Origin of the sequence: Paenibacillus sp. CF384, assembly GCF_900106745.1 — a bacterium.
GTDB lineage: Bacteria > Bacillota > Bacilli > Paenibacillales > Paenibacillaceae > Paenibacillus_Z.
Window position 1 is genome coordinate 993,757 of the sequence record NZ_FNNV01000001.1, and the last position, 22,529, is coordinate 1,016,285.

The following is a 22,529-nucleotide window of genomic DNA, read 5'->3' on the forward strand; positions in this document are numbered from 1 at the left end:
ACCCGCTTAAACCTTAAGATAAGATGAAATATGACGAAATAATCGGAAATTCGTCAAAACAGCCAAGCATGCACAGGCAGCAAAAGTACAGGCGTAAACATGGCGCAAGCAGCCATGGAGAATCCGCTGAGACCTCCCTGCTCTTCCGATTCGGAAAGCAGCTTCGCCGACCCAATTCCATGTGCGGCAGCACCTATTGCGATCGACGATGCAATGTTGTCTCGTACACCGCATAATCGCAGCAGCGGAGGACCTGCAATACTTCCGACAAGGCCGGTCAATACGGTAAGAGCAGCAGTGAGTTCCGGCGCTCCACCCAGCCATCCTGATAAATCAACGGCTACCGCGGCGGTTACCGACTTGGGCAGCGCCGAGCGAAGAAAGTCTTCCGTTCCGCCAAACAGCACTACACACAGAGCATTCACCAGAAGGCCAACAAAACTTCCGACAAGAGCACCTAGCAATAAAGACGGAAGCATGCGGCGATGCCTCATGGCATGCTTATACAATGGAACCGCCATCGCAACCGTTGCAGGGCCGAGAAAAAAGGTCACGATATCACCGCCTGCCCTATAGGCAGGATAGGAGATATCGCCAAGCTGCAGCACCAAATAAACAAGGATCGGTGCGCTTAGCAGCGGATGCAGCCAACCCCATCGACGCCTAATGAGTACGGCGACAGCGTAGGCGGCCAGCGTCAGTCCGATGCCGAACATCGGATCAGCGAACAGTTCACTCCTCATTCCCTGCACGCTCCTTCCGCTTAACCAGCATCTTGGTTGATAATCCTGTTAGGATGACGATCGTTAATGTCCCTGCGGTAAGACTAACAAGCGCCGCTAACCAGGATGATCCGATTTGCGGTCCGAATGCTGCTGCACCGGCCAGCAACGGGATAAAGAACAGCATCATATGCCGATTCAGAAACCCCGCACTTTGTTCCACCCACTCCAGCTTCACGATTCCCATAAATAAAGCTGCCGACAGAAGCAGCAGCCCTAAAACATGTGAGGGAAGCGGAACTGAAGCAAATTGATGCAGCAGCCAGCCCAATCCATCAAACCCTATAATAATGCAAAACCCGCGCATCGCCTTAGTTCACCTGATTGCGAATATCGCCTTGCATAAACGAGCGCAAATTATTGGCTGCAATCCCCATCAATCTTCTTCGTGCTTCGACTGTTGCCCAGCCGATATGCGGGGTAATCGTACAATTCGCGGCATGCAGCAGCGGATGGTCGACTGCAGGCGGCTCCACACTCAGGACATCCAGTCCCGCTCCGGCAATCCGACCGCTGTTAAGCGCTTCCGCCAAATCCTGCTCCACGATATGACCGCCTCGAGCAGTGTTAATAAGGATCGCCGAACGTTTCATGAGTCCTAATGTACGCTGGTTCACAAGTCCGGTAGTGTCCTGCGTCAAAGGACAGTGCAGCGAGATCACATCTGCTGTGCGGAACAATTCACTGTTCGTGACAAAGGTAACGGATTCAAGACCCGGAACCTCGCGAGGCGTGCGCGTCTGTACGACAACCTTCATACCGAAAGCCAGCGCCGCTCTGGCAACCTGCTGACCGATTTGGCCATAGCCGACGATCCCCATCGTTTTGCCCGATAGCTCCATCAGAGGATGCAGCGAAAATGTGAAATCAGGTCCTGCGGACCAACGTCCACTATGTACGGCACTGCTGTGGGCACTTACATGATAAGTCAGCTCCAGCATAAGCGCGAAGACCAATTGAACAACGGAATGCGTGCTGTAATCCGGCACATTCGTCACCACGATGCCATGCTCTGCAGCTGCTTTCGTATCCACGATGTTATAACCGGTAGCTAGTACTCCGATGTATTTAAGCTCCGGCAACTTAGCGATTGTTTCCGCAGAAATCGGCGTTTTGTTCGTGAGCACAATATCGGCACTTAACGCTCGATTCACGATATCCTCGCGCGCTGTCCGCTCATATACAATCAACTCTCCAAGCTTGCTGAATTCAGCCCAATCCAGATCTCCCGGATTCAACGTAAATCCATCCAAGACTACAATTCTCATCGCTTAATTCTCCCCTTCGTTCTGCAATAATCCGAGTATTTCTTACGGCATGCCACTACGTTGATCATACCGCATAAATGCCTGGATGCGAACTAATTTCAGATGATTTCAGCGACTTTTCAGACTCCTTTATTACTTCAACGCATATACGGAGTGTAGCTTTATTGCTGTAACGCGTTTTCTCAAAAAAGTTTCTTCATTATATATAGCGTTTTTTGCATGTTTTGAAACGGAGACGTTAACCCCAACCGGCACAGTGAGAAGCTTAAGGTTCATTGGCTCCTACTTGAGTGGCGGAATTATCTAGACCTTGGCGTTGAACAAAAAAAGAGGCTGTACTATTGTGAATAGTACAGCCTCAGAGAGTGGAGATCCCTAATTTGGATCAAATCGGCGGAACAATTTAACCCCTCCCCTGCGATGTATGCTAAGCGTGCAGAACTGAACTCTCAGCGCTAATACCTCGCCAAAATGATGCTGAGAGTTCCATTTGGCGACCCTCAGCTGCGACCGTTAACTCTAACTCCTCAGGAATTTCCCGGGCTGCCGAGACTTTCCGGTCATAAAAAAAAGGCCGTCGATACAAAGATCGACAGCATTTTAATAGCAACTCTCTGGCTGTACTAATGATTAACATAGCCTGTTATATCAATTCAAACCCTTGAGATACAAGGATCAATAGTTGATAAGTAATACAACGATTCCCAGAATGAATAAAATGAACGGCATCATCATTTTGTTTGCCGCATCCTTCACTTTAATATGCGTAACGATAGCACCTAGCATGATTACAACAACGAACCAACCGCCCCAAACAGCTAATTGCTCACTCCAAATCCCTGAAATAAGCAATGCTGCGGTAATGATCTCAACTAGACCTGTAAATACCCTAAACCCTGCCGAATAACCATAACGCTTGAATTCTTCGACCATTTGAGACCCGAACTTCATAAAGCCAAACATCAGAAAGCCAATACCCAGTACAATTTGAAGAATGATTGAAAACACGCAACTCTCTCCCTTTATCCACTTTTATTTTATCCTATTATTATTTATTTTATATTTAGGATATAAATTATCCTATCATTAGGATTTATTTTCGTCAAGGATAATTTCGTATAGCTTGCAAGTGAAACAACAAAAAAACCACGATGATTGGCCATCGCGGTTTTGTTGATTAAACTACTGTTATGAACATGTCGGCATCCCTAATTTACTCGTTTAATTGTTTCTCGATCAGCTCAACAATGGCCGCATAATCGAAAGGATCTTTCACCATCACTTGATTAATCATGATACTCGGTGTTTGCGTCACTCTATATTCCTGAACCAATTTTTCGTCACTGCTTACTTCGTTTTGAACCGTTTCGCTGCTCATCGCAGCAATCAGTTTGTCCAAGTCAATTGCCGGCTTAATGGTTGCAGCAATTTCTTTGATTTTGTCCGTTGTAATCCATAAAGCATCATGATCTTGCGACGGCTGCGCTTGGAACAACGCTTTATGGAACGACCAGAATGCTTCAGGGTTCTGGGACCAAACCGCCTCTCCGGCTTGCGCTCCAAGCTTGGATTCATCACCATGAAATAAAACGTTGATATAAGAGAAATTGGCTTTCCCGTTATCCATATATGCTTCCTTCAATTTCGGATACAATTGTTCGCCCCAAGCTTTGCAAGACGGGCATTTATAATCGCCAAACTCAATGATGGAGACTTTGGCGTCTTTGTTGCCTTCAATAGGTTGATTGCTAATCACAGGTGCATGTTCAAATGAATCTCCAGTCTTATCTGCTGCTTGGTTAATGACAAACATGAGTACGAATAAGCCTACGATTAGCAGCGTAAAAAGAACAAGTTGCTTGCTTGAAGGTCCATTGCCTTTTCGCGAAGGCGTTGGTTTCGATTTTTTTGCCATTTTTTGTCCCCCAAAATTATAATCATTCTCACAACCGATCTCACCTCGGTAACGATAATCACTCTAACATAGGAGCACTTCCTCATCAATTGCAATTCACAGCTAATTGTAAAGTCTTTATGAACCTTTCTTAGATTGAGCTCTCAACAGAAAAAGGCAACCTATAAGCAGGCTGCCTCTTGTTCATATCTACTTGGAAAACAGCCTGTATCATCATGATGATGCAGCCTGTTACACTAATAATAACGTGACTAATCCAACTTACTTGAGCTTTTACAAAAAAATCCGGGGCCCCATTGCTGGGGCCCCTTTCATGGGAGAGGAGAAACCGGACGAAGAGCTTATGGGGAAACGTAAGTCTTCTCCGCGGTTGTCTACGGCATCTCGCGACGCCGATATCTTAAGAATGCCCAGTTCAGGCGAATATATACATCGTTAAATCAATTTCTTCCTGTGCAGCACGGACAGTAAACGGTAAAAATCATAGCTGCCGCCTTTTGGCGTATCGATCAGTTTCGATTTCACTGCTGCATCGACAGCATCTTTTGCCCAATCTGGCACGGTATCCATTTCATTGGTGGCATCGATTTTAAGCGCCCATAATTGCAGCTCTTTTAATGCATTCGTCTGGTCTAGCAGCGCGATCTTGAGTTGATCATTGTCTGCCTTTAGCTTCAAGGCCATTCTCTGCAGCTCATCGAATGCCTTCTTCTCTTCTGCAGTCATCGGTTCATCCCCTTTGCTCTTGTTGTCATATTGCGTCAAGTTGCTCCCATTGATAATAGCAGTCAATTTACTCGCATAAGCAGGATCCGTCGCATAGCCGCATGCAAGCAGCATCTGGGCTTGTTCAAAAGGCGTCTTAGCCATCCGCACTCGCTCATACCGGCTGCGTGCAAATAACAAATCTTGGTCCTTATAGAAATCATAAATGCTATCATAAGCGCGGAATGTCGCCGTCACCGTAACTCGTTTACCGTCAATGACTTCCCATGTCCGTTTATCCACGATCGCGCCTTTCCAATATCCATTGGGCACTCCTGCTCCGACTTTATAACCTGCAAGGTTATTCCAGTAAGGAATATTGCCGCCTGTTTCCAACCAACTTTGGGCTAACCGCACGGATGGGAATACAGGTGAGCCTTCTGTATAAAGCTGTTTCACAACCGGGAGCAGCAGGGCAAAAAAGGATTGTTTGTCCATCTGAACACGACACCTCCCTACCATTTCGAACTAGCAACCTATTAACATATATATGAGATTCGTACCAGCTTGGTCACAGGCAATCGTCCCAGACCGGTGCTGCAGCCAGGATGAACGCCTAATTAACCGCCAGCATACGATATAGGCAGCAGCCGCTGGAAAGGGTGATGGTTGGTGGAATTGCATTTAGCTCCAATACACTGGGTGTATCTTGCCTTTATCGTTTTTATTTTGGGTGTGCTGATCAAAAGACGAGATACGACGCTCGTTTGCGTGGTCGGCATCTTTGCGCTTGGCCTTATCGCTACTGAAAGCTTAAGCGATTCGGTGAGCGGTATTTTCAACAGCTTTATCTATGCAACTAAGGAGCTGCTCGGCACGATTTTCATCATCTCGATCATCGTTGCGATGAGCCGGATCTTGATTATTACCGGCATTAACGAAGTGATGGTAGAACCGCTTACGCGTTTCTTACGCACACCGGCTCTCGCTTTCTGGGGAATCGGATTGATTATGATGGTGACCTCGTGGTTTTTCTGGCCTTCTCCGGGCGTTGCGTTAATCGGGGCTGTATTGCTGCCGGTTGCCGTCCGTGTCGGACTTCCGGCGCTTGGTGCTGCAATGGCGATGAACCTGTTCGGTCATGGCATTGCACTATCCGGTGATTATATCATTCAAGGTGCGCCGAAGCTGACCGCCGATGCAGCAGGATTATCCGTTACCAGTGTCATGCAGGCAAGCGTGCCGCTTGTCATTGTAATGGGAGTAGTGACCACGCTTACAGCCTTCTGGATGATGCGCAGAGATATGCGAACAGGCAAATGGAGAGATGGACTGATCGCGGCAAATACGAATCCCGTAAATTCAATAACCGAAGATCGAGTCAGCATGCCGGCGACATGGAAGAAGACGCTCGCCATTCTCATTCCGCTCTTGTTTATTGTCGATGTCGTCGCGATGTTCGTGCTCAATCTCCAAGGAGGCGATGCGACGGCCTTAATCGGAGGTACAGCCGTGTTTATTCTGATCCTCGTCACGATGCTGGCCCATCGCAACAAAGGATTGGAGCAGACGACCGCGTACCTCATCGAGGGCTTTCAGTTTGGATTCAAAGTATTTGGTCCCGTTATTCCAATCGCAGCCTTCTTCTACTTGGGAGACTCGGCGTTCACCGCACTGTTCGGCGGGGGGCTGCCGGAAGGATCGCATGGCATTGTGAATGACCTAGGCGTGGCACTCGCCAATCACGTACCGCTTAATCAAGCAATCGGGTCGGTTACGCTTGCAGTCACCGGCGCCATTACCGGCCTTGACGGCTCCGGTTTCTCAGGGATATCGCTTGCCGGCTCGATTGCGCAGCTCTTCGCATCCGCAATCGGCTCCGGTGCGGCAACGCTCACTGCACTCGGCCAGGTTGCTGCCATATGGGTCGGCGGAGGCACTTTGATCCCTTGGGCCCTCATTCCCGCTGCAGCCATTTGCGGTGTCGATCCGTTCGAACTCGCTCGCCGCAACTTAAAGCCGGTTATGTTCGGGCTGGCTGTGACGACGATCGTTGCGATGTTCATCGTGTAAATAAATAAGGCATAACCGGCTGATGATCGGCCGGTTATGCCTTTTGATTTCGCTGGAATTTATGCTTTGACAAATGCATAGCCATCCCACTTGAATGTACGATTTTTTACTTGCCGCGCACTCAAATTCACTCTCCAAAATAATTATATTGACTTATTAATTATTTTGTGGTATAATTAAAAATTTATGTTTACAATAATTATTTCTTACGATATCATACTCCTTATCTTACTTAATGGAGGGATATCCGTGTTTATCGATAAAGGAATTGCCATGCTTGAAATCACTGCTACCGTCATGGGCAGGCAGGATACTTTACATCCCGTTTTGATATGGAATGAATCCACGGCAGTCCTCATTGACACCTGCTATCCCGGTCAGCTTCCACTCATTCAAGAAGCATTAAACCAGATCGGGGTTCCCCTTCAGCAACTGACCGATATTATCCTCACGCATCAAGACATCGATCATATCGGCAGTCTTCCAACCCTGCTTCAGACATCCGAATCCCCACTTCAAGTGTGGGCCTCAAGAATGGAGCAGCCTTATATTCAAGGAGAGAAAATGCTCATCAAAATCTCGCAAGCTGCCATTGAACAAGCTGTTCGTTCACTCCCGCCCGAGGTGCCGGAAGAGAAACGTCAAGCATTCCGATATGCCCTGGAGCATCCGCCCAAAGGGAAAGTCACACAGCTAATTGGCTACGGCGACGGAAACCGCTTCTCCGCGTTAGACGGTCTGCTCATACTCGACACTCCCGGCCACACGCCTGGTCATATTAGCCTCTTTCATGAAGCAAGCCGTACGTTGATTGCGGGGGATGCCCTTATTCTTCAAGATGGCACGCTGCGAATTGCCGATTCACGTTTGAACACTGACAACGACGCCGCTCTTCGTTCCTTGGAGCAATTCCTCTCCTATCCGATCGACCAGGTTATTTGCTACCATGGCGGTTTGTTCCGCGGAGATGTCCAAGCCCAGCTGCGATCCTTGATTGGCTAATAAAAAAACGGGAGCCGGATACATGAACATCATGCACCCGATTCCCGTTGGCAGACCTCGCAGACGCCGTATACTTCAAATCGGTGATTCATAATCTTGAACGAACCCGGCAGATCAAGCGGCTGGTCCATCGGACAATATTCGAAAGTAAGTGTCTTCTCGCAATTGATGCAAATCAAATGATGATGATGATGAGACAGGCAGCTCACGCGGAACTTCAAGCCCCCATCCATAAAATAAAACTGCTCCAGCGCACCCATCTCGCTCAGCAGACGCAAATTACGGTAAACCGTATCGAAGCTCACGCTCGGATAAGCGCGCGACATATGGTCATATACGTCCTTCGGAGACAAATACCCCTCCGTCTTCGCGAAAATCTCAGCCAGCTCTCTGCGCTGCTCGGTAATGCGCCAGCCGCTTTGCGACATGATTTCAATCATTTGCTTAACGGTATCTTGCGATTTATGAGCATCCGAATGGTTATGAGTATGGGAATGGGAATGAAGTTCTGACATCGATAAACGTCCTTCCAATATTCCGAAGGTTCACGCTGTTACAGCTGCTATTTCGGAAGTGATATCCTTAGTTTAGCATATTTCGATAGTATGACATAGCATGAAAGAGAGCAGCCAAGCGGCTGCTCTCTTCACGACCTATTCGTAATCACGTTTCATATTGCACAATCTGCGAAACGCTGACATCGCGCATCGGCGCGCCTTGCAACCAAGCCGCATACCAGTCCGCCGTGAGCTGAGCAGTCAGCTGGGCATCCCAGCGGGGCCGCCAGCCTAGGCGAGAAGCAGCCTTCGTCGTGTCGAGCAGCATCGGCGCTGCCGCATCCGTATGCTGCCGCTCCCTTGATGCGCCTGCAGCTCCGCCGCCGGCAGGCACTGCCGCCTGGCCGCCGAGGCGAGCGCGCAGCGCCTCGGCCAGCCAGGTCGAGGTCCGCGCTTCGCATGTGCGCGGACCCAGGTTCCACGCCTCGGCGAAATCGCCGCCGCCGGGCGGGAACAGCCGCTGCGCGAGCGCGAGGCAGCCCGCGAGCGCTTCAAGCACGTGCAGCCATGGCCGGAAGCCGCTCGGCCATGGCTGCTGGTTCTGGCGCGCTGCGCGCTCGCCGGCCGCGGCGCGCACGCAGTCCGGCACGAGGCGGCCGCTCGCGAAGTCGCCGCCGCCGATGAGATGGCCCGCGCGGACGGTCGCAACCGCGGGCCCGTCAGCACTTCCGGCGAAGTACGCGCGCCGGAAGGCGGACACGACAAGCTCCGCGCATGCTTTGCTCGCGGAGCCGGGCTCCGCTCCGCCGAGGCCGTCGGCTTCGCGGTAGCCGAGCACCCAATCGCGCGGCGCGTAACAATCCGCCGCGGTCAAAGCCACTACAGCGCGGATCGGGTGATCCTCGTGTACGATACGCACCGCATCCAGCAGCGCAGCTGTCCCAGCAACATTGACATCAAAGATTTCAACCGTACTATGCTTCCCTTGATGTTCGGATTGTCCTGCCAAATGAAACACCACTTCCGGCTTCGCATCCCTCAGTGCGGCCGTAAGCTTCTCGGTATCCCGTATATCGCCTCTCGTCCATGGAATGATGTGCTCAAGTCCACACAGACGGTACATCGACGGCGTAGTCGGCAATTCATCGCTGTAGCCTGTTACAACCGCCCCTAAGCGGTGCAGCCATAAGCTAAGCCATGTTCCCACGAAACCCGTATGCCCCGTCACAAACACCTGTCTACCTTGCCAAAACGAATAATCCGGCATCGCTGTCCTGTCATCCTCTCCGCTTTCCTAGGGTGAAGCCCACTCACACAGCCATGACACAGCTTATGCAACTTCGCCCTATTTCGTTTACGGATAAGCATGCGCTTAACACAGCAGCAGCCTCACGCATCACACCGCTGTAAGCGACTATTCCTCTTTCCGTCCTATTCCCCACCATTTCACTCTGGCGGAGCAATCAAGCGTGTCCGGGAACAAAAAAAACCGCAGGTCATGAAGACCCGCGGCCACCGCGAAATTTCTGTGTATGTGCTTTGGCTTCATCGGTGTTGGTCACCCGGTTGCGGCTCCATTCAATGAGAATGCGGTCGATATAGCGAAAATGCAGCTTACCGGCGAAGACCGACTCCTTAAGTGCGAATCGGATCAACTCGTCCGGATAACGATCTTGATCCACCCACGCGCTGATCGTCTCGCATTCCATCGGAGATAGCGGTCTGCCGAATTCTTGCTCGAATACAGAAAATAAATCCGATTGCTTCGGCCACTCGCCTGCTACCCCGGCATGCGCTCCGCCAGCACCTGCTCCTACGCCGCCGGAACCCGCTCCACCAGCCATATATCCACCTGATGCTCCTAAACCCGCTCCTGCGCCTGAAACCGCTCCAGCACCGGAACCAACCCCGACGCTCGCAGCGCGCTGCAGCTCCCGATCATTCTCAAACGTCAATCGCGCCTCTTCGGCCAGCCATTCCGCGCTGCGGATAATGAAGCCGTTCCAGTTGTAGCGTTCGAATTGCATGCCGCTCACCGGGTCGATTTCCTCATCGATGGCGAGCAGCTCTTCCTTCATCAAGCGGCTAAGCAGCTGATGCGCTGCATTGGGCAGAATGCCGAGCCGCTCGGCCAGCTGCTCCGGCGTCGGAAAATCGATGCCTTCGACCTGGCGGTACGTCATAAGCTGCAGCATAAGCAGCATCTCCGTATCCGTCAGCCCGATGCCGCGATAAGCACGGAGCAGACCGGCCGGCACCACGACGCCGCCGCCGTTCATGGCGGCAGCCATTCCGCGTGCGTAGGCCTTCCACATTTCGGTTTTCACCGTTCGTCCTCCCTCCCCTTGCGCTTACGGATACAGACGGTACAGCAAACGAGGGAACGGAATCGTTTCACGCACATGCTCCAAACCGCAGATCCATGCCACTGTACGCTCAAGGCCCAGTCCGAAGCCGGAATGAGGCACTGTGCCGTATTTGCGCAGGTCCAGGTACCATTGGTACGCTTCTGTCGACAATTCATGCTCAGAGAAGCGCTCTGCCAGCAGCTCCGGATCGTCGATCCGCTGCGAACCGCCGATAATCTCGCCATACCCTTCTGGCGCGATCATATCCGCACAAAGGACAACCTCCGGACGGTTCGGATCCGGCTTCATATAGAACGCTTTGAACGATGCCGGATAATGGGTGATGAACACCGGTCGATCATAGCTCTCCGCGATTGCTGTTTCATGCGGCGCCCCGAAATCTTCGCCCCACTTAATTTCATGCTTGTTCTCCTGCAAGAAATCGATCGCCTGGTCATACGTAATACGCGGGAACGGCGCTACGATATTCTCCAGCTTGCTGATATCGCGGCCAATCGTTTCAAGCTCCTTACGGCAGTTTTTAACGACATTTTGCACCACGAAAGAAACGAATTGCTCCTGCACGCGCAAATTTTCTTCATGATCCACGAACGCCATCTCGGGCTCGATCATCCAGAATTCGATCAAATGACGGCGAGTCTTCGATTTCTCAGCACGGAACGTCGGGCCGAAGGAATACACTTTGCCAAGCGCCATCGCTGCGGCTTCCATGTACAGCTGCCCGCTCTGCGTCAAATAAGCATCCTCATCAAAATATTTCGTGTGGAACAGGTTCGTCGTGCCTTCGCAAGAAGAAGGCGTCAGAATTGGCGGATCCACGAGCGTAAATTGGCGATCGTCAAAGAACTGCTGAATCGAGCGGATAATTTCCGCACGAATAACGAGAATAGCCCGCTGCTTCGGCGAACGCAGCCATAAGTGACGGCGATCCATCAAGAAGTCGACGCCATGCTCCTTCGGCGTGATCGGATAGTCCTGCGCAATTTGAATCACTTCGATATCTTCAACGGTTAGCTCGTAGCCGGATTGACTGCGCGGCTCCTCACGCACGATGCCTTTCACGTAAAGGGAGCTCTCCTGCGTCAATTCCTTCGCGGAATTCCAGATCGTTTCCTCGATTTCACTTTTTACAACGACACCTTGCACATAACCTGTTCCATCGCGCAGCTGTAGAAATTGGATTTTACCGCTGGAGCGTTTCCCGTTTAGCCAGCAGCCAATCCATACGGATTGTCCGGCATGATCCTTTAATTGTCCGATCGTCGTTAATGTTTTCATCGTTCTTTTCCGCCCTTTCCGTCTATACGGATCTACTTATTCCATTCATCATCTATTCTTTCACGATCTCATACGTATCTCTTGCAATCAATAGCTCTTCATTCGTCGGAACGACAAGCACGCTGACGCGTGAGCCATCCTTCGTAATATACCGCACTTCCTTCGATCGCTCTGCGTTGCGTTCTTCATCGAGCTCGATCCCAAGGAACGTCAACTGCTCGCAGACCGCTTTACGGACGGCAACGGAATTCTCGCCGACACCGGCTGTAAACACGACCGCATCCAAGCCATTCATGCCGGCCGCATAGGCACCGATATACTTGCGAAGGCGGTAGGTATACATATCGAAAGCCAGCTTCGCATGCTTATCGCCTTCTTCCATCGCGGTCACGATTTCACGCATATCGCTGCTGATGCCGCTGATGGCCATGAGTCCGCTATGTTTATTAAGCATAGAGTTCACTTCATTCAGCGTCAGTTCTTCTTTGTTCATCGTAAAAGGTACGATTGCCGGATCCAAATCCCCGCTCCGCGTCCCCATCATCAGCCCTTCAAGCGGCGTTAATCCCATACTGGTGTCAAAGGACTGCCCGTTCAGAATGGCCGTGCAGCTGGCGCCGTTGCCGATGTGGCAGGTTACGATCTTCAGCTCGTTCAGCGGCTTGCCAAGCTTCTGCGCGGCCAGCTTGCTTACATAGTTATGCGAAGTGCCGTGGAAGCCGTAACGTCTGATTTTGTGGCGACGGTACAGCACCATAGGGATGGGATACAAGAACGTCTCTATCGGCATGGATTGGTGGAACGCCGTATCGAATACGACAACCTGCGGCACATCCGGCAGGTTCAATTCAACGGCAGTAATGCCCATCATCGCCGGCGGATTATGAAGCGGCGCCAAGTCGAACAACCGCCTGATTTCTTTCTTCACATCCACGGTAACGAGGGTAGATTGTTTGAAGCTCTCGCCGCCGTGGACCACCCGATGACCGACGGCCTTGATTTCATCCAACGATTTCAATACGCCATGTTCGCGATGGATCAATATATTGCTGACTTTGCGAACAGCTTCATTGTGATCGAGAATTTCACTAACCCGATTCACCTCAATACCGCCTGTCGGTTCATGGGTCAGAATCGAATCATCCATGCCGATTCGCTCTACGCGGCCTTGGGCGAGAACCGATTCATCCTCCATGTTGTACAACTGATATTTCAACGAAGAGCTGCCTGCATTCATAACGAGAATGATCATACTCGGCCTCCATCTTTATCGTAACTGAAGAAGCCGGCGCCGCTTTTCACGCCGAGCTGCCCGCCTCGCACCATTTTCTTCAGAATGAAGGATGGCCTGTACTTGAGCTCCCCATATTCTCGGAACATCCGCTCAAGGGCCGCCAGCACCGCGTCGAGACCGAATCGATCCGCCATCTCGAATGGCCCATGCTGGAACGAATAGCCAATGCGCATGGCGCTGTCTATATCGTCCGCCGAGGCGACTCCTTCCTCAAGCACATGCAACGCCTCGTTTATGAACAGGCAGATAAGCCGCGTAGTGACGAATCCGGGCGACTCGAACACCATGACGCCTTTCTTATGTATCGTATCCTCGACAAAATGTTTGGTTTGCTCGAAGGTTTCATCTGAGGTTTTGAGACCGCGCACGATCTCTACCAAATCCGTCTTGCTGACCGGATAGACAAAATGCATGCCGATTACACGCTCCGGATGGTTCGTCACACTTGCAAGCTCGGTTAAGCTTAGTGTTGACGTATTGCTCGCCAGAATAACCTGCGGCGCGCAAATTTGATCCAGCTGCTTGAAGATGTCCAGCTTGCTGTCCAAATCCTCCGTAATCGTCTCAATGACAAGCTCGCATTCAGCCAAATCGGAAAGCTGCTCCATCGGATGAATCCGGTTCATAACCAGCTTCTTCTCCGCTGACGTAAGCGCCCAACGCTCCATCTGCTTGTCTAAGCTTTGTTCAATCATGCTGATCGCATGATCCAATCGTGTTTGGTCTTGTTCTACCATGTAGACCTCAAGACCGTTAAAGGCCAGCATTTCACAAATGCCCTGCCCCATCGTACCAGCGCCAACGACGCCTGCTTTACGTACCGCTGTCAACGTTCACACCTCCATAGTTCTGTGTCTATTATACATATTTTTAAATCAAATAAGAAGGCGGAGGGGCTCCGCCTTCTTGGTCATCCATTATTGTGCTGCGAGCAGCTGTTCCTCTGAAACGACCTGGCCAAGCAAAGAACGGAAGCGGTCGCCGCTTAACGTTTCTTCTGCAGTCAGCACGTCTAGTGAAGACGTAAACACTTCACGATTATTCTCCAGCATGCCTTTCACGCGTTCCATAAGCTCATTTAAGATGCGTCCGTTCACATCCGCCCACTTGTCCGGCGTCATCATCGAGCTGTCGATAATGCCAAGGTCGGTAAGACCCGATTCCACCATAGAACGAACGATACTCATCGCCTGATCGAAATCACCTCTGGAGCCTGTGCTGCGTCCGCCATAGAAGATCTCTTCCGCTGCAGCTCCGCCTAACGCAATCATAATCTGGCCTTCCAGGAAAGGCTTCGTATACAAATACTTATCCTGCTGCGGATTATGACGCACATACCCCAGCGCCTGTCCTCTAGGCAGCAAGGCTACCTGAGAAACACTGCCCGGACGTATGAGCTCCGCTGCAATCGCATGGCCCAATTCGTGCAAAGCCACACGTTCACGCTCTTCGCTCGTCGCTTCGCGATCCGTACGCTCACCCATCATCACCTTATCGATAGCCATGGATAGATGACGTTGGCTAATCACTTCGCCTTCTTCACGCATGGCATAGATGGCTGCTTCATTCATGACGCTCTCCAGCTGTGCGCCGGAGAAGCCGAATGACTCTTCCGCAATCTTATCGAGGTTCACATCCTCGGTATGAAGCGGTTTATTCTGCGCATGGATATTAAGAATATGGGAGCGGCCTTTCTTATCCGGCAAATCAACGGCGATATGACGATCGAACCGGCCCGGACGAAGCAATGCGCTGTCCAGCATTTCCTTGCGGTTCGTCGCGCCGATCAACAGAATTCGCGGTGTATCCGACGTATGGATACCGTCTAGCTCCGTTAAGAGCTGATTCAGCGTCTGGTCATACTCGCGCTGCTGTCCACCGTCGCGTTTGCCGCCGATAACATCGATTTCATCAATGAAAATAACGGCGCTTTCCTTGTTCTGCTTAACCGCCTTCTGACGGGCTTCCTTGAACAATTCACGGATGCGGCTAGCGCCGACGCCGACATACATTTCCACGAACTCGGAACCGGATGCGGCCACATAGATCGAATCCGTATAATGCGCTGCCGCTTTCGCGAGTAATGTCTTCCCTGTTCCCGGAGGACCTGTAAGCAGAATACCTTTGAGCGGACGAATACCGAATTTCGAAATTTGATCGACGTGGATCAGAAAATCAAGCGCTTCGACGAGCTCCTGTTTCGCTCGGTCCTGACCACCGATTTGGTCAAACGAAAGCGGCTTTGTCGGTCTTGCCTTCCCTCTGCTTGAGCCGCCTACCGTAGCCAGATTGCCGCGCGTCTTGGCCATATACAGTAATCCGCCAACAATTACAGCTAGCAATACGAGCGGAATTGTATTCAAACCCACAAAGAACTGTAGAAATAAGATAAAGACCGGCACGAAGCCGATCGCCATTTCTTTTCCATACTTAAACATTCGGCCACGCTCCTAACGTATTTGGCGTACGGGGCAGCACGATATGCTTCTCAGATTTGCTGTCTTTCAGCGTTATATATACATTCACGTCATCCATCTCAGATTCTGCCGTCACGCCGGCGAACTTGTTCTGGACTTGCTTCAAGGTTGCTGGAATATCCGCATAATTACGGTGCTCCATAGCCTGCGCGATATCGAAGAGCATCGTGGACCACACAGCATCCAATTGCTTCGTCGTATTGTCATTACGGAATTCAAGCTTCAGCTCACGTTTCCCGATCATGTCATCGCCTTTCGTTGCAATCGTATCATACACATCCCGAAGACTTGCATCACGGTCTAGTTTCAATGCGATCGTAACCGAGCTTCGGTCAATGACCGGCACGCCTTCTATGACTCCCGGTGTTTCGGCAACGATGCGTTCAAGCGGCTCAATCGTCGCCACATTACGGTGTATATACCAACCGCCAACTAATAATCCGGCAGTAATAACTGCAGTAATAATGGCTGGAAGCAAACGTATTTTCATAGCAAAAAGCCCCCTTCATCGAACAATTTGCGCTGCACTTTCGTCTATCACTTGCTGCTATACGAAAGTATATCACAACCTGCAGATACAGAGGACGTGTAATAAAAGGGAACTATGGTCGATCTTACAGCATGATTATGGTTCTACTCCTACCTGGCAGGAAGCTTGTACGTAATCAGAAACACGCCATCGCGGAAGCGATAGAACTCGTAATAATGATTCGTCACGCCGGCTTGATCACGGGAATAGAACACTTCCCACACCGGCTCGCCGCCGAATAGTCCGAGCTTAAGATGCGAGATGGAGGCGTCCGGCTTCCCAAGGAGAAACCGTTCCTTCATCTCGTCTTTCGTAATACCTTCATCCTCGCGCAGTGTAATGGACGACTCATTTGGTTTTAACCATACATATGTAGTGTGGCTGTTATGGTCTTTCCCTTTCACGATCCAGACCGGTTCATCCCAAACATAATGATAGGAGCTGTCCACGCTGCTGAGACTGCCGCGATCCTTTGCTTCGGCTTCAGCAGCTTGTTCTTCTTTCCAAACAGGCGTCTGCACAGACCGATAATACCAGTTTAGCGCAATCAGAATAAGGACGATCGCGGTGCAACTAAGCGCAATCCAGCGGCCTGCTGACATTACCGGCGGTCTTTTGCGTCGATTGGCACGCATTAGCTGGAGAGCAGCCTTTCGAAGCAGCGCTGCGCCTCAACGCGAATTTGTGCTTCATCCAGGAAGACACATTCGCCTTGCTTCACGACTTGAACACCATCAACCCATACATGGACCACGTCGCGGCCTGATCCGGAATAGACCAAATGGGAGACAATTTCAGTCTGTGGATAGAAATGCGGCTGTTCGATATTCAACGCGATAAAGTCAGCCTTCATACCCGGTTTAAGCGCGCCTAAGCGTTCCTCCTGCCAGATCGCTCGTGCACCGTATACGGTACCAAGCTTAAGTGCTTCCCAGGCCGGAACGGCAGTCGGGTCGCCGGAGATCCCTTTGTGAATCAATGCTGCCAACCGAATTTCATCAAACAGGTCCAAGTTATTATTGCTTGCCGCACTGTCCGTCCCAAGCGATACGGTTACGCCGGCTTTCAGCAGATCCGGTACGCGGGCAATACCGCTAGCAAGCTTCAGGTTGCTGGCAGGGTTATGGGAAACACTTACGCCACGCTCAGCAAGAAGCGCGATCTCATCATCCGTTAAATGAACCGCATGCGCGACCAAAGCCGGACGGGAGAAGAATCCAAGCTTATCCAAATGCTCGACAGGTCGGCAGCCGTAATCATTGACGTTGAACTGCACTTCCGCAGCCGTTTCCGACATATGCGTATGCAGTGGCAAATCCAATTCGTTCGCAGCTTCAACAATACGAGCGATATAATCCGGAGGACAAGTATATGGAGCATGCGGTGACAGCATCGTACGAATACGGCCGTTTGCTCTTCCGTTCCACTCTTGCGCAAATTGCTTCGCTTCATCCAGCTTCGCCGTTTGCACGTCCGGCGGGCAAAGACCGATTACACCGCGAGTAAGCAGGCCGCGCATACCGGATTGCTCGACAACTTCAGCTACGATGTGCATCCGATCATACATATCGACGAATGTTGTTGTTCCGGATTTCAGCATCTCCGCAACAGCCAGAGCAGTCCCCCAGCGAGCATCCTCATCCGTATATTTGCCTTCCATCGGCCACATCTTCTGCTCGAGCCATACTTGCAGCGCTTCATCATCGGAATAGCCGCGGAGAAGTGACATTGCAGCATGTCCATGCGTATTAATTAAACCGGGCATGAATACAAGCCCTTGTCCATCTATACGTTCAGCTCCTGCCGGAATCGGGTCAGGTGCTTGCTCATCCAGATATAGAATCGTATCGCCTTCCACAACCATATGCCCTTTCAATACGGGACGCTGCTCGTCCATCGTGACAAAAGTTCCGTTCTCAATCCACAACCGTTTCATTCTCGTCGTCCCCTTCTTCGTCCAAGTAATACGCTAAGCTCATCAGCTCAGTAGTGAAATTCGCATAATGGATACGCACATGCTCCTGCACTCTGAGAATCGTAGGAGCAAAATTCAAGATGCCATCCACGCCGGCCTCCACGAATTTATCCGCTACGTTCTGCGCTTCAATTGCAGGTACTGTAATGATTCCGATGCGGATATTGAGTTCTGCGACCGTTTCTTTCAGCTTATCCATCGGCATGACTGTCAACCCGTTAATGGAAGCACCGACCATAGAAGGATGAACGTCGAAGACAGCCGTGATTTTCATATTATCCTTCAGATACGTATTATAGTTGCAGAGTGCTCGGCCTAAGTTCCCGGCTCCGACCAGCCCTACATTCAGCGGCTGGTCCAGCTTTAGAATTTGACGGATTTTCTCGATCAAATAAGTGACATCATACCCGATCCCTTTTCGGCCAAAATCGCCGAAGTAAGCGAGATCCTTCCGGATTTGCGCCGGATTCAGATCCAGCTTGTTGCCAAGATCTTGTGATGAAACCGTCTGAACATCCCGCATGTTCAGATCGTTCAAGACCTGCAGATAAACCGGTAGTCTGCGAACGACTGCCTCGGATATTTTCATCGGCTTCATTTCTCCACCTCTTCTTCACTTGGAGTTGAACTTGGACTTGGTGCAAGCCATTCGCGTATGCGCGGAACAATCTGCTCTAAATGCATATGCTCGATCTTCGGACCCGGCAGCGAATACAGAAAATATTTGCCATAATACGTATCAATCACTCTGGTATCGTAGATAAGAACAATGCCGCGGTCCTTACCGGTCCGCACAAGACGGCCAAAGCCCTGCTTGAAGCGAATGACAGCTTGCGGGATAGAAAGCTTCATGAAAGGGTTCTGCTTCTGCTCCTGCAGCAATTCAGACTTTGCTTCCACCAGCGGATGGTTAGGCGGCTGGAACGGAAGTCTGACGATCGCCAGACAGGTGAGTGCATCGCCGGGTATGTCTACGCCTTCCCAGAAGCTGCTTGTTCCAAGCAGCACAGAAGCTTGCTGTTGTTGAAATCTTCTGGTGAGCTTGCTGCGATTGCTGCTGTCAATTCCTTGTCCCAGAACGTGAATTCCGGTTGGCGCCAGCGCTTCCTTGAGCGGGTCATAGACCTGCTTCAGCATCCGATAAGACGTGAACAGAACGAGCATACGACCTTTAGTCTCAATCGCCGCCTCTGTCAATGACTTCACCAGCATCTCATTGAACTGTGGATCTCCTGCAGCACCTTTCAATACGGGGAAGTTACGCGGGATAATGACCAACGCTTGTTCTCTGTAATTAAACGGTGACGGCAGTTGAACCGTCTTCAGGCGTCCCTGCTCTTCATCTTTCGTTAAACCCAATTGCTCGCATGCATATTGGAATGATTTCTGAACGGATAAGGTCGCTGAAGTGAGAATGACACTTTTCTTGATATCGAAGAAATAAGTTCGCAGCTGGCTGCTCACATCCGCAGGTACAGCGTATAGCTGAATCGATTTGGCTCTTGAATTACTGTTGGCTTCAAGCCAGTATACCGTATCGGTCTTATCTGCCTTCATGAATTGTCTCAAGTCATCTCTGGCCCGGGACAGGTCTTTGATCGTGCCGCTTAAGTCCGTCACCAATGCGGCGATGCCGGGATCATCGATCTCTTCTTTAATCGCTGCAAACACTTTATCGAGAGGACGAATGATTTGGCTCAGATAGCCGTTAATCGCTTCCTCAATGAGCTGTGCATCCGACCAATAATCCGGCAGCTTGCCGCTGCGGAGCCTTAGCACATATTGCCCGGTTTCTCCGCTTGAGGCGTCCCCGGTGCTCTTCGTACCTGAAGCCCCGCTACCCATCAGCGTGTACAGCATTTCAAACAAACGATCCCACTCATCCCGCAAGTCGCCGAACACCGGAACAACCTCGTCGATTTCCTCGCGCCACTTCTGGGTTTTCTCGACATCCTCGTTCGCCAATCTGCTCTTAAGCGCAATCAACTGGCCATTACGTGCATCTTTGCAAAGTCTTAGTACGGGATGCTGGACGGAATAATAGGAAACCTGCGTGCCAAGATGCTTACCTGCGACCTCTTCCAAATGATGAGCCTCATCAAGGATGAGATGCTCATAACCGGGAAGCAATCGATGATCCGCGCGTATATCCGTGAACAGCATCGAATGATTCGTAATGACGACATCCGCGATATTGGCTTCCTGCTTCGCGCGATGATAATAGCAGCGTTTGAACCACGGACAAGCACGATTGAGACACGAGTCGGTATCACTGGCAACCGTTCCCCAGAAATCAGCACCGCGATTGCCGAAATTAAGCTCTTCCTGATCGCCGTGATTCGATTCGCTCAGCCATACGACCATCTGCGAAGCCGTAATGCGATCCTCCGCCGGTGAAGCGAAGTCACGCATATTTACTTTACCTTCAAACTTGCGCAAACATAAATAATTGCCGCGTCCCTTAAAGACGGCGGCTCGGAATGGATAAGGCATGACAGCCTGCAGCAGCGGCAGATCGCGTGCCCGCAGTTGTTCCTGCAGGTTAATCGTATGCGTGCTGACGACTATCTTCTTATTGTGCTGGACACCATAGTATAGAGCCGGGATGAGGTAGCCCAGCGATTTTCCTGTGCCGGTCCCCGCCTCTATGAGCAAATGACGCTCTTCTTCCAGCGCATCGATCACTTCTTGGAACATCATATTCTGCGGTTCGCGCTCTTCATAACCGGGAACAAGGGCTGCAATTTCGCTCTTAATGTGCGTCAGAAATTGCGGGAAAGTCCAGTCCGTCACAGACGTATCGGATTCCTCGTCCATATTCTCCCTTGGATGCTGTTCCTCAGACCAATCGCCGGCTTTCATGGCAAATTGACGGAAGTAATGATAAGCATCGGGATCGATGGACGTTTGCGTTTCTTTCATGAAGGCCATCTGAGAAACGAACCAGCCTAAATCATCCAAGTCATCACCGAGCAGGTTTGCAAGACGCTGCAGCGTTAACAGCGGTAATCCCTTCAGCTTGTTATAGCAAATGCTGAACAGTTCTGCTGTAGCCATTGCATCGCTGTCCGCGCGGTGATGCTGGTCATGCTCGATCCCGAACAATTCCGTCACCGCGCCCAGCTGATAAGTCGTTAAGGTAGGATAAAGAATGCGCAATAAATCGATCGTATCCAGTCGTCTTCCGTCAAAAGGCAAATAACCGCAGCGGTCCAGCGCCGAATTAAGAAAGCCTGCATCAAAGCCGACATTGTGCGCCACGAGAACGGCATCGCTGAGTAGGGGTATGAGCTCAAGCAGAACCTCATCCAGCTCCGGCGCATCCGCAACCATCGCTTCATCAATGCCGGTCAGCTGCGTTATGAAAGGCGGAATCGCAATCGTCGGTTTGACGAATGTGCTGTAAGACTGAACCACGTTTAATTCTTCATCCAGCAGCACAAGACCTACTTGTATCATTTCATCACCGGCACTATGACCGGTCGTTTCCAAATCCAGTACGGCATAATTCATCCGGTAAGTATCCTCTCACAAAAACTAAAGCTGGCCACTCCCGAATAACAGGGATAACTGGCCTGCATGCTGCTCGCATGACTTCATATTCGACAATGGATCCGTAAAATTAGGATCCGCTTCATGAGCCTTCTCGAAGTAGACGGCCGCCTGTTCTAAATTCATGCGGACAGCTTGTATGCAGCCCAATGCGTTAAGACCAATCGCCTTCCACTTCGGATGTTCGGTAACTTCAACGAGCAGCTGGAAGTGACGCTGAGCTTCATGCCATTCCTGCAAATGCATGCATGTCATGCCGAGGAACAGCCGTGCACGATTATCGTCCGGCGATCTTCTGACCGCGTCTTGGAAATGCTTGAATGCATCTTTAAACATAAATAATTTAAAATAGCCTTGGCCTTTGGACATCGCCTGCTGCATCTCGAACGCGGCATCATCATCGAAATCATCGCATGGATCCGACTTCTCGATGGCTGCGGCCACGGGCGGATTCCCTTTGCTTGCAGCGGCAGGCTTATGCTGCTGGACAGGAGGTGCAGGGACAGCCGAGATGATCTTGGGATAACCAGATGCAGGCGCTGCCGGCTTCAGAGGTGCTTGGCCGCTGCTGCTGCCTTTCGAGTGTGCCAGCTGCAGATCTCGGAAATCCGCCATCTTCTCTTCAAATTGCAGCCATTCCTCGATAAAGGTATCGCTGAATTGTTTCAGGGAGGACAACTGATCATCAAGCTGCTTGCGCTGTGCGCCGTTTGCGTGCGGATAATGGATAATAATTTCTTCGAGCATTTCCTGCATGGTAGCAAATACATGTTTGAACATATCGTACGCACCCACCTTCACGCCAGGATAGAA

The 22,529-nt window shown here is 50.9% G+C and carries 21 protein-coding genes; 2 read left to right on the plus strand and 19 right to left on the minus strand.

Features of this window, described 5'->3' with window-relative positions; all coding sequences use genetic code 11:
• Nucleotides 1-53: 53 nt before the first annotated feature.
• From BLW29_RS04680 to BLW29_RS04705, 6 genes are all read right to left on the minus strand, one after another.
• Complete coding sequence (locus BLW29_RS04680) at nucleotides 54-743, minus strand: LrgB family protein (RefSeq protein ID WP_090976625.1); 690 nt, start codon at nucleotides 741-743, stop codon at nucleotides 54-56.
• Nucleotides 733-1,089, minus strand: a complete 357-nt coding sequence (locus BLW29_RS04685; RefSeq protein ID WP_090976627.1) for a CidA/LrgA family protein — start codon at nucleotides 1,087-1,089, stop codon at nucleotides 733-735. Before BLW29_RS04685 ends, BLW29_RS04680 begins: the two co-directional genes overlap by 11 nt.
• Nucleotides 1,090-1,093: 4 nt before the next feature.
• Nucleotides 1,094-2,050 (minus strand): D-2-hydroxyacid dehydrogenase, encoded by a 957-nt coding sequence (locus BLW29_RS04690; protein ID WP_090976629.1) that lies wholly within the window; start codon nucleotides 2,048-2,050, stop codon nucleotides 1,094-1,096.
• A gap of 675 nt (nucleotides 2,051-2,725) precedes the next feature.
• The gene (locus BLW29_RS04695; RefSeq protein ID WP_256208335.1) at nucleotides 2,726-3,058 is read right to left on the minus strand and encodes a DoxX family protein; all 333 of its coding nucleotides are present in this window, start codon (nucleotides 3,056-3,058) and stop codon (nucleotides 2,726-2,728) included.
• Nucleotides 3,059-3,263: 205 nt separating this feature from the next.
• A complete protein-coding gene (locus tag BLW29_RS04700) occupies nucleotides 3,264-3,965 on the minus strand; it encodes a DsbA family protein (RefSeq protein WP_090976631.1) in 702 nt (233 codons plus the stop codon).
• 435 nt (nucleotides 3,966-4,400) lie between these two features.
• Nucleotides 4,401-5,168: a glycoside hydrolase family 73 protein gene (locus BLW29_RS04705; RefSeq protein ID WP_090976634.1), complete on the minus strand. Its 768-nt coding sequence runs from the start codon at nucleotides 5,166-5,168 to the stop codon at nucleotides 4,401-4,403.
• A 174-nt stretch (nucleotides 5,169-5,342) separates the two neighbouring features.
• On the opposite strand from BLW29_RS04705, the gene BLW29_RS04710 reads away from it, so the two are divergent.
• Both BLW29_RS04710 and BLW29_RS04715 read left to right on the plus strand, forming a co-directional pair.
• Entirely contained in the window at nucleotides 5,343-6,743 is a 1,401-nt protein-coding gene (locus BLW29_RS04710) for a hypothetical protein (protein ID WP_090977142.1), read from the plus strand.
• Between the two features lie 249 nt (nucleotides 6,744-6,992).
• On the plus strand, nucleotides 6,993-7,745 hold the full coding sequence (locus tag BLW29_RS04715; RefSeq protein WP_090976636.1) for an MBL fold metallo-hydrolase: 753 nt from the start codon (nucleotides 6,993-6,995) through the stop codon (nucleotides 7,743-7,745).
• Nucleotides 7,746-7,774: 29 nt separating this feature from the next.
• Here BLW29_RS04715 and BLW29_RS04720 read toward each other — a convergent pair whose 3' ends face one another.
• The 13 genes from BLW29_RS04720 to BLW29_RS04780 all read right to left on the minus strand — a co-directional run bounded on the left by BLW29_RS04720 (nucleotide 7,775) and on the right by BLW29_RS04780 (nucleotide 22,496).
• Nucleotides 7,775-8,260: a Fur family transcriptional regulator gene (locus tag BLW29_RS04720; RefSeq protein ID WP_090976638.1), complete on the minus strand. Its 486-nt coding sequence runs from the start codon at nucleotides 8,258-8,260 to the stop codon at nucleotides 7,775-7,777.
• A gap of 148 nt (nucleotides 8,261-8,408) precedes the next feature.
• Complete coding sequence (rfbG, locus tag BLW29_RS04725) at nucleotides 8,409-9,509, minus strand: CDP-glucose 4,6-dehydratase (protein WP_090976640.1); 1,101 nt, start codon at nucleotides 9,507-9,509, stop codon at nucleotides 8,409-8,411.
• A gap of 229 nt (nucleotides 9,510-9,738) precedes the next feature.
• Complete coding sequence (locus tag BLW29_RS04730; protein ID WP_090976642.1) at nucleotides 9,739-10,569, minus strand: DnaD domain protein; 831 nt, start codon at nucleotides 10,567-10,569, stop codon at nucleotides 9,739-9,741.
• Nucleotides 10,570-10,593: 24 nt separating this feature from the next.
• On the minus strand, nucleotides 10,594-11,889 hold the full coding sequence (asnS, locus tag BLW29_RS04735; RefSeq protein ID WP_090976644.1) for an asparagine--tRNA ligase: 1,296 nt from the start codon (nucleotides 11,887-11,889) through the stop codon (nucleotides 10,594-10,596).
• Nucleotides 11,890-11,941: 52 nt separating this feature from the next.
• Nucleotides 11,942-13,141, minus strand: coding sequence for an acetate/propionate family kinase (locus tag BLW29_RS04740; RefSeq protein WP_090976646.1), 1,200 nt, complete (start codon nucleotides 13,139-13,141; stop codon nucleotides 11,942-11,944).
• Nucleotides 13,138-14,013 (minus strand): 3-hydroxyacyl-CoA dehydrogenase family protein, encoded by an 876-nt coding sequence (locus BLW29_RS04745; protein WP_256208338.1) that lies wholly within the window; start codon nucleotides 14,011-14,013, stop codon nucleotides 13,138-13,140. Before BLW29_RS04745 ends, BLW29_RS04740 begins: the two co-directional genes overlap by 4 nt.
• An 87-nt stretch (nucleotides 14,014-14,100) precedes the next feature.
• A complete protein-coding gene (locus BLW29_RS04750; RefSeq protein WP_090976648.1) occupies nucleotides 14,101-15,621 on the minus strand; it encodes an AAA family ATPase in 1,521 nt (506 codons plus the stop codon).
• Nucleotides 15,614-16,150 carry a hypothetical protein gene (locus BLW29_RS04755; RefSeq protein ID WP_090976650.1) on the minus strand — a complete coding sequence of 179 codons (537 nt, stop codon included), beginning with the start codon at nucleotides 16,148-16,150 and terminating at the stop codon, nucleotides 15,614-15,616. Before BLW29_RS04755 ends, BLW29_RS04750 begins: the two co-directional genes overlap by 8 nt.
• A gap of 149 nt (nucleotides 16,151-16,299) precedes the next feature.
• Nucleotides 16,300-16,824, minus strand: a complete 525-nt coding sequence (locus BLW29_RS04760; RefSeq protein ID WP_090976652.1) for a cell wall elongation regulator TseB-like domain-containing protein — start codon at nucleotides 16,822-16,824, stop codon at nucleotides 16,300-16,302.
• On the minus strand, nucleotides 16,824-18,125 hold the full coding sequence (locus tag BLW29_RS04765; RefSeq protein ID WP_090976654.1) for an amidohydrolase: 1,302 nt from the start codon (nucleotides 18,123-18,125) through the stop codon (nucleotides 16,824-16,826). Before BLW29_RS04765 ends, BLW29_RS04760 begins: the two co-directional genes overlap by 1 nt.
• A complete protein-coding gene (locus tag BLW29_RS04770; RefSeq protein ID WP_090976656.1) occupies nucleotides 18,106-18,762 on the minus strand; it encodes a redox-sensing transcriptional repressor Rex in 657 nt (218 codons plus the stop codon). Before BLW29_RS04770 ends, BLW29_RS04765 begins: the two co-directional genes overlap by 20 nt.
• Nucleotides 18,759-21,677 (minus strand): ATP-dependent DNA helicase DinG, encoded by a 2,919-nt coding sequence (gene dinG / locus BLW29_RS04775; RefSeq protein WP_090976658.1) that lies wholly within the window; start codon nucleotides 21,675-21,677, stop codon nucleotides 18,759-18,761. The genes BLW29_RS04770 and dinG overlap by 4 nt, the downstream gene beginning before the upstream one ends.
• Before the next feature lie 24 nt (nucleotides 21,678-21,701).
• The gene (locus BLW29_RS04780) at nucleotides 21,702-22,496 is read right to left on the minus strand and encodes a tetratricopeptide repeat protein (RefSeq protein WP_090976660.1); all 795 of its coding nucleotides are present in this window, start codon (nucleotides 22,494-22,496) and stop codon (nucleotides 21,702-21,704) included.
• Nucleotides 22,497-22,529: the final 33 nt, after the last annotated feature.